Genomic DNA, 16812 nt, shown 5'->3' with positions numbered 1-16812 from the left:
TTATTCTTTGCTTCTCATCTGTTCATTACCATATTCCGTCTGTTTCGCAAGCCTTATTATTTTGACGAAGTCTATTACTTCGAGGTTCCACATCTAACCATACCTAAATACAGCCAAATACACAAGGTCTAATTTGCAGATGTCCAGATAAAACTCGGGAGAAACCGCTCCGGCTTTAGCTAGTGTATTCTATCTTCTTTTATCAATTCCTGCTAAATCGACTTATATTTTGTTCACTAAACCGCTGTTTAGCACAAACCTCAGATGTTTATCTTATTCCGCGGCGGCTCATTTCCTCCTGGACATAACTTATGCCCTGCTCAATCCGATCCATCTGTTCCATAATCCCGCTTAGGGTTTGGCCTAATTTGAGACTCAATTCCACCAGTCGCCGGGAATGCTCATTCTCCCCGTGCCGCCTTTTATCATTCAATATTTTTTTCAGCTTATTACCACTATCCTGAGCCTTAAGAACGGTGGCCTTACTGCTCAGTACGTCCAGACAGGCACCGTTTGACAGCAGCAGCAGGCAATTGTTCTTGCCTTCTGACGGTATCTCCTTTAAACTGCCGACATCAAGATAACCGTATACATGATCCCCGGGCACGGCTGCTTTTCTCATTTTGAGGGGAATAAACACCCGTTCCTCCGACAGAAAACAAGGCATTACCGATTTGCGCTGCAGCCTCTCTTTTATGAGCTGGTGCTGGTACTTGATATCCAGGCCATAGCTGTGCAGCAGCCCCTTCAGAACTGACCGGATCTGGCGCCGGTCTGTCAAAACCTCCCCGCTCCGGGTAATTACCTCGCTAACATCCCCTTCATCTGAATATACCGGTCGAATAGCTATAACATCATCCCGAATATGTTCCACCCTTATGTAATCCACACTACCCCTCCCCCTTCAGATGTAAGATTATAATTTCCCGAAGGATCAGCTCTCACCCTTAACCGGATTCAACTCCTGGGCAAAACTTTTACTCAGGCCGTACATGCCCCTTTTGTTTCCCCGGACCACACGTTTATCGGTAGAAATATGGGCTATAAGGTTTAATCCCGGATCCTTCCCCCCTACCTGGTAGCCCATATCCTTCAGGCATTGCAGTATCTCCCGGTAATACAGCATCCCGGGATAGGCCTGCCGCAAAAGCGAAACTACCTCGTTACGCAATGGATCCCCCTTCAATTCGGTCAAATGCTTACTATCGTCCGTTTCTTCTTCCAATACTTCAGCTTCATCTACCGGCTCCGGAACCGGTTCGGCCAGAGAGGCCCTTAATTCGTCCACTATCCCCTGTCCCTCCATCTGCACCAGCCACTTCTCCATGGGGTCCATCTCCAGACGAATCATCTTACATTCTTCTGCCAGCTGCTTTATCTTCTTCTCCCGCTCCTTCAGTTCCCTATATTTTTGCTCCAACCACTGGCGGTTAATGCTTATAAGTTCATTTTTATCCACATTCTGTTGGTTATTATCTGCCATCCCCCGCCCTCCTCCTAAACAATTACAGCCAATCTAAATACATATTAGCATCGGTTCCACTTTATGTAAATGCTTTTTGTCAATATTTTCTTAATTATTTGTTGTTATTGTATTCTATTTAGACAATTAACCCACGCAACTCCGACTATATTTTATTGGTTTCCCGCCACAAAAAAACGCCGGAAATTCCGACGTATCGAAACTAAATCTTTACCATCTCCGGGGTCGTTCAGCCATCCTCCTGTTTATATCCTTGTATCCCAAATGCTTGGCTATTAACAAAATAATATTATCCTTGCTATTACTGGACGGTATCTGTAAATGCAATCGGCGTGATATCTCAAAAATGTCCGATTTATTAAATCCTCTTAAGAAATCGACGATTTGCTCCTGCGCCATGTCTGCTACCTGCTGCTGCCGCTCCCAAGCGGCCAGTAGCTTGGCCCGCCTGTTTGCCGCCTCCGCCTGATTCTGCCGCTATATGCGCAGCTGTAGTTGTATATGCCGGGGTACCTGCCAGGTCGGCGATTTTTTTGATTACCTCCGGCTTGTTCATACGAGACTTAATTTTGATATTCAAGTCGGCAGCAATTCGTTTTAACTCGACTACAGTATATACATTAAGGAAATCAATTCTTTCCTCCCGGTTCATTTTCTTCATCAATGTACCTGCATCCTGTAATCTCGGCTTTTCCTTATCCGCCTTTCTCACTCTTCCCGGGGTCGGGAAAAGAGAATCAGATACCTGGTCATTCACACAACATTTGCCGTAAATATCATCCAGCATTTCGCTTAGGGACCTATCCCGGTAATACTTTAGGATAGGCACCAGTTTTATTATGATATCCAGTATGTTTCCTACTTTCATAACTACCTGCAAATCCTTTCCAGCATTTCACACAAACTGCTAGCATAGCATCTGCCTGTTTGCGGGCAACGCTACTGGAGTTTGCCACCGCATAAACCGGATAACCCAGCTGCGAGGCATTGGTTATCCCATCGCCCTCAGTCACATAGTTTTGAAAAACCATGTCCCCGAAGGAATCATAAAGTCGGTTTAAGACATTAAACTGACTGCTCTTGGGCTCCTGATTATATTCTTTAACCCGGTTGGCAATAATGCCAATCAATTCCGTGGGCTTATATCCCTCCACTCTGCCGCTGAACATCGCATTTAAGGCAGGTATAAATCGCTGATCGTTCCCATCTTCTTGACAAAAATTAAATCTTCGTATTCCTTTTCCCCCAGGCAGGAAACCGATAAACCGCACTGAGCATCATTATCTATCAAAAGCACCCGTGGCAACTCTGTCGTTCCTAGGTACTTCATCCTCTCCTCATCGTTTAAATGACAGACAGGGATGGTATTATCATTTACCAGCGAGCTCATACACAATAACCAATGATGAGTCAAAAAGGGCCATCCCTGTCGGTTAAACTGGTCAGTTAAGTCTGACCCAGTATATGATGATAACTGGGTTCTTCTTCGGCAATCTGGGCTTCGATATTTTGCAAACACTTACGTATTTCTTTCAGGCTGCGATAAATAAACAATTGGAAATTAATTATCCGGCTTAAACTGTGCCGCTACCTTCTCCGCCATGCTGAGGCAGGTAGTTAGCTTACCCCCGTAGACGTTAATAAGACGGGACTGGTCCCGGTCTATCACCTCTATCTTATAATCCCGGCTCATGCTGGTAGCATCTGTCTCATGCTTCCCCTTTATCAAAGGCCGAATGCCCAAAAAAGCCTGGCACACATCCTCCCGCCGCAGCGGTTCCTGCAAATAACTATTGGCACAGTCTAAAAGGTAATCAATATCTGCTTCATTAATTTTCACCTCATCACAACTGCAGCTCTCCAACCTCTCCGTAGTACCAATAATAGTTTGCCGCCCCTGCCAGGGAATCATGAAGAAAATACGGCGGCTGCCGGTCTGCAAGAACATACAGTCCGGCACCAGCAAACGGTCAATCACGATATGTATGCCGCTTACCTTACTTATCCTGACCTGCCCCCAGGTACTGTACCACTGTAAATGTTAGTTTTATGAAGCCTTTTCCCGATTTAGGTTGGTACAAAACTCAGTTGGAGTCATATTATTCAGAGCACTATGTGGTCGATAATGATTGTAAGACATTCGCCATGACTCTATCAGCCGTCTGGCTTCACCAACAGACCTGAACCAGTGCTCGTTTAGGCATTCATCGCGAAGTTTGCCATTAAAGCTTTCGACATAGCCATTTTGCATAGGTTTACCGGGTTGAATGAACAGCTGAGCCACACGATGGGAGTAAGCCCACTGATTCAGTACTAATCCAGTAAATTCGGGTCCATTATCAGACAGGATTTCTTTAGGATAAACACGATCATTTGCCAAGCGATCTAAAACCCTGGCGACTCTTTCACCAGTCAAGGAGGTATCTACTTCACAGGCTAGACATTCACGGGTACCTTCATCAAGGACTACCAGGATACGAAAACGCTGTCCCGATGAGGTGGTATCAGTAACAAAATCCATAGACCATCGCTGATTAGGAATGGCCAGGACGACCTCAGGTTTCCCTCGATCAAGATATACTCTTTTTCTCTTACGGCGGCGCACAGATAACCCTGCATTGCGGTACAGACGGTAAATACGCTTATGATTGACTTGCCAGCCTTCCCGCTGCATCAGGACGTGTAAGCGACGATAACCGAAACGGCGCCATGTTAATGCTAACTCAGTTAAACGGTTTTTAATCTCTTCGTTCTCAGTTGAGGCCTGACTTTGATAACGATATGTAGAACGTCCTATGCCAACCAACCTGCACGCTCTGCGTTCACTAAGCCCCAATGTGTCTTGGAGGCCCTGAACCAGATGGCGTCCGCGTGCAGGTTCTATCGGTTTTTTTCTATTATGTACTTCAGCGCCTGGTTGTCTAGTGAGAGTTCTCCAACTAGCTGCTTGAGGCGGCGGTTTTCATCTTCAAGCTGTTTAAGGCGTTTGGCATCGCTGACTTCCATGCCGCCATACTTTGATTTCCAGCGGTAAAAAGTCTGTTCGCTGATGCCATACTGGCGGATGATATCAGTAACCTTGACACCATTTTAATGCAGTTTCAAAATGCCAATAATCTGTTCCTCGGTAAAACGTCCCTTCTTCATCTCAATCACTCCTGTGTGTTAATTTTACTTCAAACTAACATTACAGGTGGATCAGTTTTTGGGGAGCAGGTCATAAGGGTACAAGCAACCGAAATAATAAACCGCCTAACCCTTTACCCCTAATACTTTACCCCTCACCACTTCTATCACCCGCTGCTGCTTTTCTTCCGTCATGCCAGAACCAGAAGGTAAACATAGACCTGAAGCAAATAATCTATCCGCAATACTCTCCCCATCACCATGAGTAAAATATTTACAACCGGCAAACAACGGCTGCAGATGCATAGGCTTCCATACCGGACGGGATTCAATATCGTCCGAAACCAGAGCATTGATAACTTCCATAGGCGCTACCTTACATATTTCCGCATCCAGGGCCATAACTGTAAGCCAGCGATTAGACCGGCTGTAGTCAGGCTCAGGCATAAAATCCGCCCCCAGTATATTCCCCAGGGCCTCGTTATAGCGTTCAAAAATAAGCCGGTGGGCATTTACCCTATCATCCAGTACCTGTAATTGCCCCCGGCCAATAGCCGCCGCAATATTACTCATCCGGTAATTGTATCCCATCTCCGAATGCTGATACCAGGGAGCTGGGTCCCGAGCCTGCGTAGCCCAGAAGAGAGCCTTTTTTAAAGCCCCTTCATCATCGGAAACCAGCATACCACCACCAGAAGTAGTTATGATTTTATTGCCATTAAAAGAGAATACCCCAAAGCGGCCCAAGGTTCCACAAGCTTTACCATTATAGGAAGCTCCCAGGGCTTCGGCAGCGTCCTCTACAACTGGCACACCATACTCATTACATATATTAAGTAATGGCTCAAAATCCGCACTCTGCCCATACAAATCTACAATAATAACCGCTTTCGGCATCCGTCCTGTACTCTTAGCCCAGGTAAAGGCTTTTTTCAAAGCAACCGGCGACATGTTCCAGCTCTCCGGCTCTGAATCAATAAAAACCGGCTCTGCCCCTAAATACAGAACCGGGTTTACACTGCCAATAAAGGTTAATGACGAACAAAAAACCATATCCCTCTGCTCTACTCCCAGCAACCTTAAGGCCAGATGAAGAGCTGCTGTCCCCGAGCTCACCGCCAGCGCCCGGCAGTTTATGTATTGTGCCATTTCATTTTCAAAAGCATCCACCTGCGGACCCAGCGGAGCTATCCAGTTAGTATCAAAAGCTTCCTTTATGTACCCCATCTCGTATCCGCTCATGTGCGGGGGACAGAGGTAAATTCTATTAGTTGTTTCCATGATAATCGTTATTCTCCTAATCTGTTTATCTTTTTTATTACCCGCGCCGGCACCCCTACTGCCAGTGAGTAAGCAGGAATATCATCTGCCACCGTAGCCCCGGCTCCTATTACACTCCATTCTCCAATAGTAGTACGGTTGATCACGCAGGAATTAAGCCCGAAATAACAGCCCTCGCCTACCCTGACCTCCCCGGCCAGATTGGCAGCCGGCATCAGGCTGACATAATCGTGCAGTTCAGTATCATGGCCGATAAAACATCCGAGGTTAATTATTGTAGATTGTCCCAAACTTACATTAGTAGTTATGACTGCCCCCGAACATATAATTGAACCGGAACCTATTTTTACATAGTCCGACATGCTGACTAAGGGGTGCACCAGAGTAGCCAGTTTTCTCCCCTGATCCTGAATTTGTCGGACAAATTTCATCCTGACTCGGGAATCGGCTATAGCTACCGCCGTCCATATATCTGCCGACATATTAAAAAGATGCTCCACCGGGCCAAGGCTCGGATATCCTTCCACCGTATTCCCCTGCACTCCATCATCAACAAATCCCATGAAATTCCACTCTGGTTTTTGGCCATTAATATCCGCTACCAGCCAGGCCACCTCTCGACCCAGGCCTCCCGCGCCAACTATTACTAAAGGTTTTAAATCACTAACCATTGTCTTTGTTTCTCCCTGCCCAATATTCCTGCTGTAAACCGTTCCGCCCCATTTAATACCACCCAACTTGAGTTGAGTCCGACCTAGCAATTATTATCTTTCACCGCTGCAGCTTGTAAAGCACTCTGATGAACTTCATTATATGTTTCCTGTTTATAAACCCCCATAAACTCCGGCATAGTTGCTTCCCCCCGGGCTGAAATCCCTTCTCGCTGAAATACCTTCCCTATAGTAACAGCCAATATTTTAATATCCAGCCAAAACGACCGATTATCAACATACCAGATATCCAGGGCAAACTTCTCTTCCCAGCTAATGGCATTACGTCCATTTATCTGGGCCCAGCCGGTAATCCCCGGCTTTACCTCGTGCCGCCGGGCCTGCTCCAGGGTATAGCGCTCCAGGTACTGCATCAACAAGGGGCGCGGTCCTACCAGGCTCATATCACCCTTAAGTACATTAAATAATTCAGGAAGTTCGTCCAAGCTGGTCTTACGTAGGAATTTGCCCAGGGAGGTAAGCCTTTGCTCATCAGGTAGGAGATTACCCTGCTCATCCTGTTTATTACTCATAGTGCGAAACTTATACATACAGAAAGGCTGACCATTTAGCTCCGGTCGCATCTGCTGAAACATCACCGGCCATCCCATCTGCATCCAAACAGCAACCGCCACAATCGCCAATAGAGGAGATAGCACAATCAGCCCCAGTCCGGCTACTACTATATCTATACATCGTTTTATAACCGGGTACATGCTCTCCCCTCCCCAACCATTGGCTTGCTATAATAACCAAGGGCTCTAACATATAACTCTTCATGCATTTGAATGATTTTTCCTAATTCATATTGGTCTAACACTTGTTTTCTGCCGGCCTTACCCATTTCTTGTGCCACTTCTGGGTTATCGATAATATACTGCATAGCATTCCGCAGCTCTCCAATATTCCCAACCTGATAGAAAATCCCTGCACCATCTGCTAATAACTCTCTCGTACCTCTTATATTTGTAGCAATAATAGGTACTTCCAAACTCATTGCTTCTAATATGCATCGGGGAAGGCCTTCTCGCCTTGACGTCAACAGCAAGGCTATGGAACCCTTTATTAAGCGAGGGATATCATTCCTATGACCTAAAAAATAAACCTTCTCCCAGACTCCAAGATACTCAGATAAATCTTTAACCGCTACCATAGTAGAGCCATCACCTGCAAAAACTAAATTGATACCAGGCTTATTCAACTTATATAGAGCCTTTACCGCCTCAGTTTGACATTTATTGTTATTAAATTCTCCCACCATTAAAAAATATTTATCGTTCTCATCCAACCCTATTTCATTTCTAACTTCATGTAAATCGTCTTCCGAAATAATATTAGGATTATAATATGCACTATCTATTCCAATTCCAGGTATATATACCAAATTAGTTTCTTTAACAATACGATACTTTAAGGCAGCCTCCTGGTCATCTTTATTAATAACAACCAAATAATCCGTCCAATTTCCTGCCAACTTTTCGAGAATAATGAATAAAAGGTTTTTATAAAAAGGAGTTCCTTTAATAAAATGGAATCCATGCGCAGTATAAATCACCTTAAGTTTATTATTCCTTCTCTCCTTACGCAAAGCCCAGCGGGTCATAAATGCTGCTATAGGTGTATGAACGTGTACTATTTCATAACCTTCTTGTCTTACAATTTCCCGTATTGATTTGGGAGCATTAAAAAAATTATTAAAATCCAGCGGAGTTCGTGACCACTGCATTTCCCAAACCTTATCAAATGCTTCAACACATTCATCAAAACTACTTATCCCTGCAGATGCCGCATCAACAGTCCATCCCATGTTTCGAAAATAGCTAGCAAAGGGTAAGAGGAAGGCTCTTATAGTATTCGGTACAGTTGTTACAAATAAAACTTTCCTGGAAACTGTTAATACCCCCTCCTACTTATAGCGATTATGCAAAACACGTTTTATCAAGCCTATAACTCCAACATTTCATAAAGCCCTTCTTCCAAAGTGTAAACGGGCTCCCAATGCAGTTCTTTTTTGGCGCGGTTATTACACAAGATACTGTCGCGTATGTCTCCTGTTCGTACAGGTTCATGCTTAATTGAACTGGAGAAATTACCTATTTTATTCACAATATTCGCCAGTTGATTAACGGAAGTGGCTTTTTCCGTACTTATATTTACAGTAATAGCGGAGCTACATGGTAATGCAGCCAGATTTGCCCTAACTATATCCTTAACATATATAAAATCACGGGTTTGCTCCCCATCGCCGTAAATCTTTAGCGGCAGTCTATTTCGCATTGCCTGAGCAAATATTGATACTACTCCGCCCTCTCCATCTGCATCCTGCCTGGGGCCAAATACATTGGCATATCGTAGAATAACATACTCCAGACCGTATAGGCGATTATATAGCTGTAAGTATTTTTCCGCTGTTACTTTACTAGTTCCATAAGTGGAAATCGTAATTAGAGGATGTTCTTCATCTACTGGCAAATACTGCGGCATACCATATACCGCCGCCGATGATGAAAAAATAACCCTCTTCACTCCCGCCTGTACACAGGCTTCCAGTAGGTTTACTGTTCCCAGGACATTTACCCTGGTATCCTCATACGGATTATCCATCGAGCGTGGTACACTGACCTGAGCAGCTAGATGAAATACTACTTCCGGCTGAATACTGTATGTTAATTCACTCAACCCCGGATCACAAATGTCTAATTTATGCAAAGACGCAGCGGGGTTTAGATTCCCCTGTCTGCCAGTAGATAAATCATCCACTACATGAACTTCTTCTCCTTTATCCAGTAAGGCATCTACCAGATGAGAACCGATAAAACCTGCTCCGCCAGTAACTATTGTTTTCATTCTTACTCCTAATAATTATTGTTAATAATATAACCTAACTAGCATACGAAACATCTAACTAGTAGCTTAATGAAAAATACGTTGCTGCTGTTCCCAATGCGAAAACAGCAAAAGCACAAATTATATAGGCTAACTGAATATTATGAGTTTTACTAACTTTTGGCTGATAGTAAGCATATGTTAGCCCCCATAAAAGCATACTAACGATATATAAGACAGCACGAAATCTGGTTTCTACAGAGCCTTGATAGACATATATGTAAATAAAAACATATGTTAAAAATGGGGTAACTATAATAATTTCTTTAGGAATTATCTTTATTAACTCCTTAATTCTTAATACCATCAGCGGAATAACAAGCCACCACATTAGGGCTCCTAAAAATATTAAAATATTGCCTATATTAGTCGTTACTAAAAATGTATCATTACCCATCATCGCCCTAATGGGACCAGGTCCAATAACGAATCTTAACAGACCTACGATTATTCCGTTAATCAAACTATGACCTGTTTTCTCCCCTAAGCCTATTGTGCTAGCATATGTTTCAAAACTACTAATAACATCAGTACCAATAACAGTAGGAATAATTATTGGTAATAACAATATAACGCTGGCACCTAATATAGGTATACCTCGATTAATTGACCTATTATCCATTAGTATCCTTACTAATAAGCTTATCATTATCAACCAAGGAATAATGTAAGCCCATTGTCGAATATCCCTAAACCAGCTTGATAGAATAATAGAAAGTAAAATTAAAAAAAAGGAAAATATGATTATACTCTTTATCGCCTTCCGTTTGTAGAAACTATAGAAGTTAACCGCAATGAAACAATTGAATACTAAGAAAAAAAGGAACAAGGTATCCTTTAGATTTCTTATACACATCCAGGTTACAATGCCATTCAATCCTGCAAATAAGCAAATAAAAGCCGTTATTTGTCTAGGTACTCCTGCTCTATAAAGCATTATATATATCATGCTAATAATATAAAGTAACAACACAATGTTACCGATCTTTACCCATATAATACTAAAAAAGGGCGAGGTCTTACATATAATTATTCCGAGCCAAATGTATAACTGATTATAATAAGACGAAATAGCCTGGGTTGGATTGTCCGCAATATAACCGATATACATGGCATTATAATAGTAAGTAGCATCGCCTCCGTAGGTACCTGTTGTTGAACCAGCTATTATTAATTCATATTGTAATAATAATAACCATGTTGCAGACCAAATACCTGTAATAAGCAAAATCCATAATAGAGACTTAAACTGTTTACGCGGTAGAGCCACTAGAAGCCAAAATATTAACACCGCTATTAATATAATTATTACTAGCAAAACAGTCCTCCATATTATCAGTCAGAAACAATATCTGCTATCTTATTATAAATACCTAAAAGCCTTTCTTTTGCAAGATTAGCAGAATATTTTATATCATATAAATATTTTGCTCGTTTGCCTTTTTGCTCAACTTCTATAGGATTGTTTACTATGTGTAAGAGTGTTTTACCTAACAATTCCTCATCGCCAAAAGGTACGACATAACCAATATCCTCCGATTTAACTATATCTGCAAGTAATGTACCCTCTGATGTAATCAATGGCTTTCCCAACATTAATGCCTCAAATAATTTGTTAGGTGCTGCAAAAAGATTATTTCCACCCAAACTAGAATCGTAAAAAGCAACTATCGCTAACGCACCGGCTTCAAGTCTTAACGCAGTATCATAATCTACCCGCCCCATAAATTCAATATTCGTAACATTTGATGATAGCAGTGCTAGTTCATTCTCTAATGGTCCATATCCTGCATATATGAACCTTACTGTTGGGATTTGCTTGGTAACTTTGATAATATGGTCTATTCCTCTATCGGGATGCAAAACTCCCACATAACAAAAATAATCCGGTTGACTATCAATATTATTGAGTTTTATTTCTTCGGGGGTATTATATATTACTTCCATCTTATTACAAAGATTATCTGAAATCGATCCAAGCTGTTCAATCCGCTTTTCATGAACTATTATAATGCTGTCACACTTTTGGCATGCCCATCTTTCTAGATTCTTAATTGTTTCTTTTAGCTTACCTACTTGGCGCGATTCAGAATAGAAATCAAAAATATCATAAACAATTTTTTTTCTATTAAATTTACAATATAAAAGGGCTGGAAGTAATGTATCTAAATCACAGGCATGAACAATTTCCGGTTTGGAGTGAAATAATCTTATCAATATATGTATATTAAACTGTACTAGACCAAATAAATTTCCCAGCCCACCTCCGTATTTTCCTTTATACCGACTTCTTTCAATTGTTATTCCATTAAGACCGTCTCTAATATTGCTAGTCCCTTCTCTATCCCATCCTAATATAGTTACTCTAAATCCATCTTCTTGTAACCATTTTGCTGTCTTTTCCACTCTAGGTTCCGGGTCTATGGCTGTTGTTCTTAAAATTATCACGTTTATTTGATTGTAATCGCCTTCTAATTTCATATGAAATTGTATTCATCCTTTCATCCCATGTAAATGTAATCTTGTTACTATGCCTATTTCGATCTGAGTTTTCAAGAAAAAGTATTATTTTGGAGGATATTTCTCTAGCAAAACCTTCGCTTATATTTGCCTTTACTGAATTTTGTTCGGTAAGAACAGAGTTAGTACTACCATCATTAATTGTAGCAACTGGTATGTTTAAATAAGCTGCCTCCTGAATAGAGTTAGTCATATTGGAAAAATCACAAAATGAAAAAAGCATAGAAGCATTCTTCATTACTTGTAATGTGCTTTGATGGCTTAGAAACCCTGTTAGAGTAATATTGTTACTTAGCGAATACTTATCAATTAATAGTTCTATATTTTGTTTTTCTGGACCATCTCCTACTATGATTAGATGAGATTCTGGTTCTAATGTTAGCAATTCTTTAAAAACTTCAATAGATCTATCAATTCGTTTCCAGGTAACTAATCTTGAGGCCGTAACAAATGTATATTTATTTTTTGATATAATTCCCATAATATTATTATTAATGGCTATATCTTGCGAATAATTATTAATTTGTACACCATTTGGTATAAAAATAATATTAGCTTTATTATGCCCAAATGTTTCCAAAACCTTATCTCCTTGGGTTCCGTCATTAGTCATAATAATTAAATCAGCGTTGATTTTATGGGAAAAGTATTCTAATGGAAATTCTTTAATTAACCGCCATTTCCTATATATCCTTATATATGGATATATTACGGTTCCCTGAAAACTCGTAATAAATAAATTATGTGGTATTTTCCTCCTAATATGGTTGGTTATAATCGCTCCGGTTCGTTCGTATCCCCACAAAACATCATAACGTACATGTTTTTTTAAAATCAACCTAGTTCGAATCATAAACTCTAATAAGGCAACAATACTCTTCCATTGATTATGATCATTACTAAAAGTTGATTGATTATCCGTATAAGTATTTCTTGGCGTCACATAATCTTTTGAAAATAGATTTTTGTATAATCTTGTTAATTTTTTTATTACAAAGGAGTTTTTTATATGTCTATAAATAATTTGGGAGTATAAATAAACAGGAATAATATAAATATTGCTATCTTTTATTTCGTCAAAAGTGAGATATTCATTTCCATTTGCACAAGTTATTATTGTTATAGTGAACCCATTTTTTTCCAATCCCATAACCGTATTATATAAACTTTGATTTCCGGCCTTTAAAAAGAAAGTATTGCTTATTAATAAAATCCTATTGTCTTGCATGATATCCCCCGGTTTCATAAAAGTATAATAATTATTGCACGTTATACTGTTTGATGATGACTCAGATAATTAATAATCTTTTTCGCCGAGTATCCATTCCCGTACGGGCAATTACCCAAAATCCCATTTAATGAAACATATTCTTTAATTTCGCGGATAAACCAGACTAGACTATGTGGTTCCACCAAAATATTACAACCCATATCTACTAGTTCTATCCATTCTGTCTCCTGCCGCACAGTGATACATGGTACACTATAAAAATATGCTTCCTTCTGTACCCCACCGGAATCGGTAGCAATAAGGCGAGCATTTTTCTCTAACATAACCATGTCCAGGTAACCAATTGGTGGAATAACAACCAAAGAATCAATGACCGTTTTGTATAAGTTTTCCCGGATTAATGCGGCCTGCGTGCGAGGATGCAGAGGCAGTACTACCGGGATTTCCTCTGCTATCTGAGATAAGCCTTCAAAAATTGTCCTTAACCGTACAGGGTCATCGGTATTCTCAGCTCGGTGAATAGTGGTCAATATGTACTGCCGGGGCTGAAGATGGTTCTGTTCGAGTATGTTACTTTTCTCCGTAACCCTTTTCCCGTAATATAATGATGCATCGTACATCACATCCCCAACTAGAAAAATCTTCTCTTCGCTTATACCTTCGTTCTTAAGGTTCTCAACTGCCGTTTGTGTAGGAGCAAACAGCATGTCTGCTATATGGTCGGTAAGTACCCGGTTTATTTCTTCCGGCATCTGCCGGTTAAATGATCTCAAACCTGCCTCCACATGAGCTACCGGGATATGTAACTTGGCTGCTGCTAACGCCCCGGCCAAGGTCGAATTCGTATCGCCATACACCAGTACCCTTTCCGGTTCTTTATTGAGCAGCACCTTTTCAATCTCTTCCAACATCCTACCCGTTTGGGCTCCGTGACTGGCAGAGCCTATCCCCAAGTGGTAATCCGGTTGCGGTATATCTAATTCTTCGAAAAACACATCCGACATGTTTTCGTCATAATGCTGTCCGGTATGAACCAGGAATTCTTCTATTGGCTTCTGGTTATGAGTTAGCGATTTATTATATTCCGTTACTGCGCGAGAAACGGTTGCCGCTTTTATAAACTGCGGCCTGGCACCAATAATTGTAACAATCTTCATTTTCGCTATACCTTTACTCTGATTCTAGTGTTTAAGCTAACTAATTTTTTATAACAAGAATATATTCTACGAAGAACATTAAGAATAGTAGTATTTGTCTTAAAATCCTCATGGTTTCGAGGAGGACGATTCATAATTTCATCAAATTCTTCCCTTGTAATATCAATTTTATTAATGAAATATATTATATCCTCTTCAAGTTCTTGTATTTCATACAATGGCTTATTCAATTCCTTAATTGCTTCTTCTCGGGTTATCTGCCCAGCTACAATTAAACTTGATAAGTGTGCTTTCCTTTTATCATAACCGAATTTAACTGGTAGAATATGTGCTTGGAATAGTTTAGTGAACCTCGATTCATAATGCTTCCCTCCATAATATTGCCAACCCACTTCTTTTTCTAATATTTTTATTGCTTCTTCCTTATTGTAATCAATATAGTTTAATGGTTTAAGGATTATTATTTTTTTTAAAAACCGATACTTTATATACCAATTATAGAAACTCATTAATTTATAGTTCTTTAAAAGTTTGGAACCAAACTTCTTATGAATATCTTTAATATTTCTTGTATCATAAGCATCATGCCCCCATGCAGTTGGTAAAATTGATTCAGTTGCCAAATTAAATCCATTTATAACATACTTTATTTTGTTTTTCTCTGCATAGGAATATAAAACAGTAAAAAAAGCGTGATCCTGTGGTATATCCTCGTTAGGAACCCCTGCAAAAAAGTATGCCCGCTGTAAATCCATCATTTCATTAAAATCAACATTTTCTACAACAAGGTCAATACTTAATTTTTGACATAAATTCTTTACATTGTTATCTGCTATTTTTGAATTAAACCCAGCATCAACATGAACAGCTAACATCCTTAATCCGTATTGTGATGCCAAATATGCTAAATATGAGCTATCAATACCTCCACTTAAACCAATAATACAGTCATATTTATTATTAATACCCTCTACTTTTATCTTTTTAAAAAGCTGCTCCAATTTGACTTTTCCGTTCCGACCTCTAAGCCAATATTTTTCAATATTGCTAATCGCACTGCTACAGTGATTACAATATCCGTTATTGTCAAATGTTATTAATGGATCGGTAGTATCCATAACACAGCGATTACATATTTGGAAATTCATATATTAATCACCTCGTTTATATTTATCCTACTCAATTCCTATTTAACGTCAAATATGGATTTAATTATATATTTCCTATAAATTCAGCGACAGCTTTGACATTTTGCTCACCATTATAACAAGTGTTAAAACAATTAAAAGCATTATTCCTTAATTCTAGTTTTACTTCAAGTGGCAACCTAGTGAATTCATTTAACAATTGTGCTAATTCTTTTGGTGAAACGTTAGGATTTAATAATTTTCCCGTTTTATCGCTGACTATTTCTGAAGTGCCCCCGACATTAGTAGCATAAACAGGTATACCTGCAGACATAGCTTCCATAATAGATACTGGAATGCCCTCAGATGAACTTACATTAAGGAAAAGATCAACTGGTTTATCAATATAGAAATCCAGTACTCTATCTGGCTTGACTATTCCAACAAGATTTGCTTTTACATTGCCAGGAAGATTAACTACCCTTTCTTTTATTTGCTCCAATTCAGAGCCTCCGCCTATGTGGGTCCATTCTATATTGTCTTTGCATAAGGTTAATGCTTCTACAATTAACTTCACTCTTTTAACCGGTACTAAGAAAGAACAAGACACTATCCTAATAACCCCATCCTTACTCGGTACGGATAATCCTCTATGATAAACCCCTAAACGGAACAAATGCATTTTGTTTTTATTGGCTGGATAGTGCTGGGTTGCATAATCCAATCCGTGTTTAGATATAAATAATGCTGCATCAACAGAATTATACTGAGCATTACGAATCGGAAAATATCCATTGTTTCTTTCCTTATATAAGTCAGCTCCATGATATTTTATGATCATCCTTATATTTGTATTTTCAATATATGGTACTATACTGGCTGTACCACTTCCCCAAAAAAAATAAAAAACAGCATTTGTATGAATTACTCCACGCTTACTTAACTCTCGATAATAATATCTAGTTAATAACAAATCAGTTAACCATCTTTTTATCCAAGTTCGTTTAGTCCAGACTTTATTCTCTTTAAAATCGCGCAAATGGTACTTAACAGGAGAGTTACATAACATTGCTCGGAATAATAATTTTAAAAGCGAGAAATCAAAATATTTAAATTTAACTTTTTTAATGTATGGTATTATTGGTTTCTGTACTTCGATATCAGAAGGAACAGATTTCGCTACATTATTACCTCCATAGGAGTTTGGAATAACAACTATCTTGTCAAAATGATCTTTCAAACAATTAAGCTCATTATATTTCCATACCTCTCCTATACCAAATGGATACGA

Annotated in this window: 16 protein-coding genes and 1 pseudogene; all 17 read right to left on the bottom strand. The window is 39.7% G+C overall.

All coding sequences use genetic code 11. The features are described from left to right. Nucleotides 1–268: 268 nt before the first annotated feature. Nucleotides 269–889: a hypothetical protein gene (locus tag ACU70B_RS01230; RefSeq protein WP_447184550.1), complete on the bottom strand. Its 621-nt coding sequence runs from the start codon at nt 887–889 to the stop codon at nt 269–271. A gap of 45 nt (nt 890–934) precedes the next feature. Further along, a complete protein-coding gene (locus tag ACU70B_RS01225) occupies nt 935–1483 on the bottom strand; it encodes a hypothetical protein (protein ID WP_447184549.1) in 549 nt (182 codons plus the stop codon). 358 nt (nt 1484–1841) lie between these two features. Next, nucleotides 1842–2351 (bottom strand): hypothetical protein, encoded by a 510-nt coding sequence (locus ACU70B_RS01220; RefSeq protein ID WP_447184548.1) that lies wholly within the window; start codon nt 2349–2351, stop codon nt 1842–1844. A 306-nt stretch (nt 2352–2657) separates the two neighbouring features. Continuing rightward, nucleotides 2658–2813, bottom strand: a complete 156-nt coding sequence (locus ACU70B_RS01215) for a hypothetical protein (protein WP_447184547.1) — start codon at nt 2811–2813, stop codon at nt 2658–2660. A 231-nt stretch (nt 2814–3044) separates the two neighbouring features. Next, a complete protein-coding gene (locus ACU70B_RS01210) occupies nt 3045–3488 on the bottom strand; it encodes an FAD-dependent oxidoreductase (RefSeq protein ID WP_447185678.1) in 444 nt (147 codons plus the stop codon). Between the two features lie 42 nt (nt 3489–3530). Continuing rightward, nucleotides 3531–4630 (bottom strand): annotated as a pseudogene (locus ACU70B_RS01205) (IS3 family transposase). A gap of 105 nt (nt 4631–4735) precedes the next feature. Continuing rightward, nucleotides 4736–5890: a DegT/DnrJ/EryC1/StrS family aminotransferase gene (locus ACU70B_RS01200; protein WP_447184546.1), complete on the bottom strand. Its 1155-nt coding sequence runs from the start codon at nt 5888–5890 to the stop codon at nt 4736–4738. An 8-nt stretch (nt 5891–5898) separates the two neighbouring features. Then, on the bottom strand, nt 5899–6561 hold the full coding sequence (locus tag ACU70B_RS01195; protein ID WP_447184545.1) for an acetyltransferase: 663 nt from the start codon (nt 6559–6561) through the stop codon (nt 5899–5901). 83 nt (nt 6562–6644) lie between these two features. Next, nucleotides 6645–7316, bottom strand: coding sequence for a sugar transferase (locus ACU70B_RS01190; protein WP_447184544.1), 672 nt, complete (start codon nt 7314–7316; stop codon nt 6645–6647). After that, on the bottom strand, nt 7301–8449 hold the full coding sequence (locus tag ACU70B_RS01185) for a glycosyltransferase (RefSeq protein ID WP_447185677.1): 1149 nt from the start codon (nt 8447–8449) through the stop codon (nt 7301–7303). The genes ACU70B_RS01190 and ACU70B_RS01185 overlap by 16 nt, the downstream gene beginning before the upstream one ends. 95 nt (nt 8450–8544) lie before the next feature. Further along, nucleotides 8545–9447 (bottom strand): NAD-dependent epimerase/dehydratase family protein, encoded by a 903-nt coding sequence (locus ACU70B_RS01180; protein WP_447184543.1) that lies wholly within the window; start codon nt 9445–9447, stop codon nt 8545–8547. Nucleotides 9448–9505: 58 nt separating this feature from the next. After that, nucleotides 9506–10804, bottom strand: coding sequence for a hypothetical protein (locus ACU70B_RS01175; protein ID WP_447184542.1), 1299 nt, complete (start codon nt 10802–10804; stop codon nt 9506–9508). Nucleotides 10805–10821: 17 nt separating this feature from the next. Then, complete coding sequence (locus ACU70B_RS01170) at nt 10822–11967, bottom strand: glycosyltransferase (RefSeq protein WP_447184541.1); 1146 nt, start codon at nt 11965–11967, stop codon at nt 10822–10824. Beyond that, a complete protein-coding gene (locus ACU70B_RS01165) occupies nt 11894–13234 on the bottom strand; it encodes a glycosyltransferase family 4 protein (protein ID WP_447184540.1) in 1341 nt (446 codons plus the stop codon). The genes ACU70B_RS01170 and ACU70B_RS01165 overlap by 74 nt, the downstream gene beginning before the upstream one ends. A 41-nt stretch (nt 13235–13275) precedes the next feature. Continuing rightward, a complete protein-coding gene (wecB, locus tag ACU70B_RS01160) occupies nt 13276–14394 on the bottom strand; it encodes a non-hydrolyzing UDP-N-acetylglucosamine 2-epimerase (protein ID WP_447184539.1) in 1119 nt (372 codons plus the stop codon). 5 nt (nt 14395–14399) lie between these two features. Then, nucleotides 14400–15542: an N-acetyl sugar amidotransferase gene (locus tag ACU70B_RS01155; protein ID WP_447184538.1), complete on the bottom strand. Its 1143-nt coding sequence runs from the start codon at nt 15540–15542 to the stop codon at nt 14400–14402. Nucleotides 15543–15606: 64 nt separating this feature from the next. Beyond that, nucleotides 15607–16761 carry a glycosyltransferase gene (locus tag ACU70B_RS01150; RefSeq protein WP_447184537.1) on the bottom strand — a complete coding sequence of 385 codons (1155 nt, stop codon included), beginning with the start codon at nt 16759–16761 and terminating at the stop codon, nt 15607–15609. Nucleotides 16762–16812 lie beyond the last annotated feature (51 nt).

The sequence above is a fragment of the Syntrophomonas curvata genome, assembly GCF_052976825.1.
The sequence above is the reverse complement of the archived record's forward strand: the minus strand, read 5'-3'. Positions and strand labels throughout refer to the sequence as shown.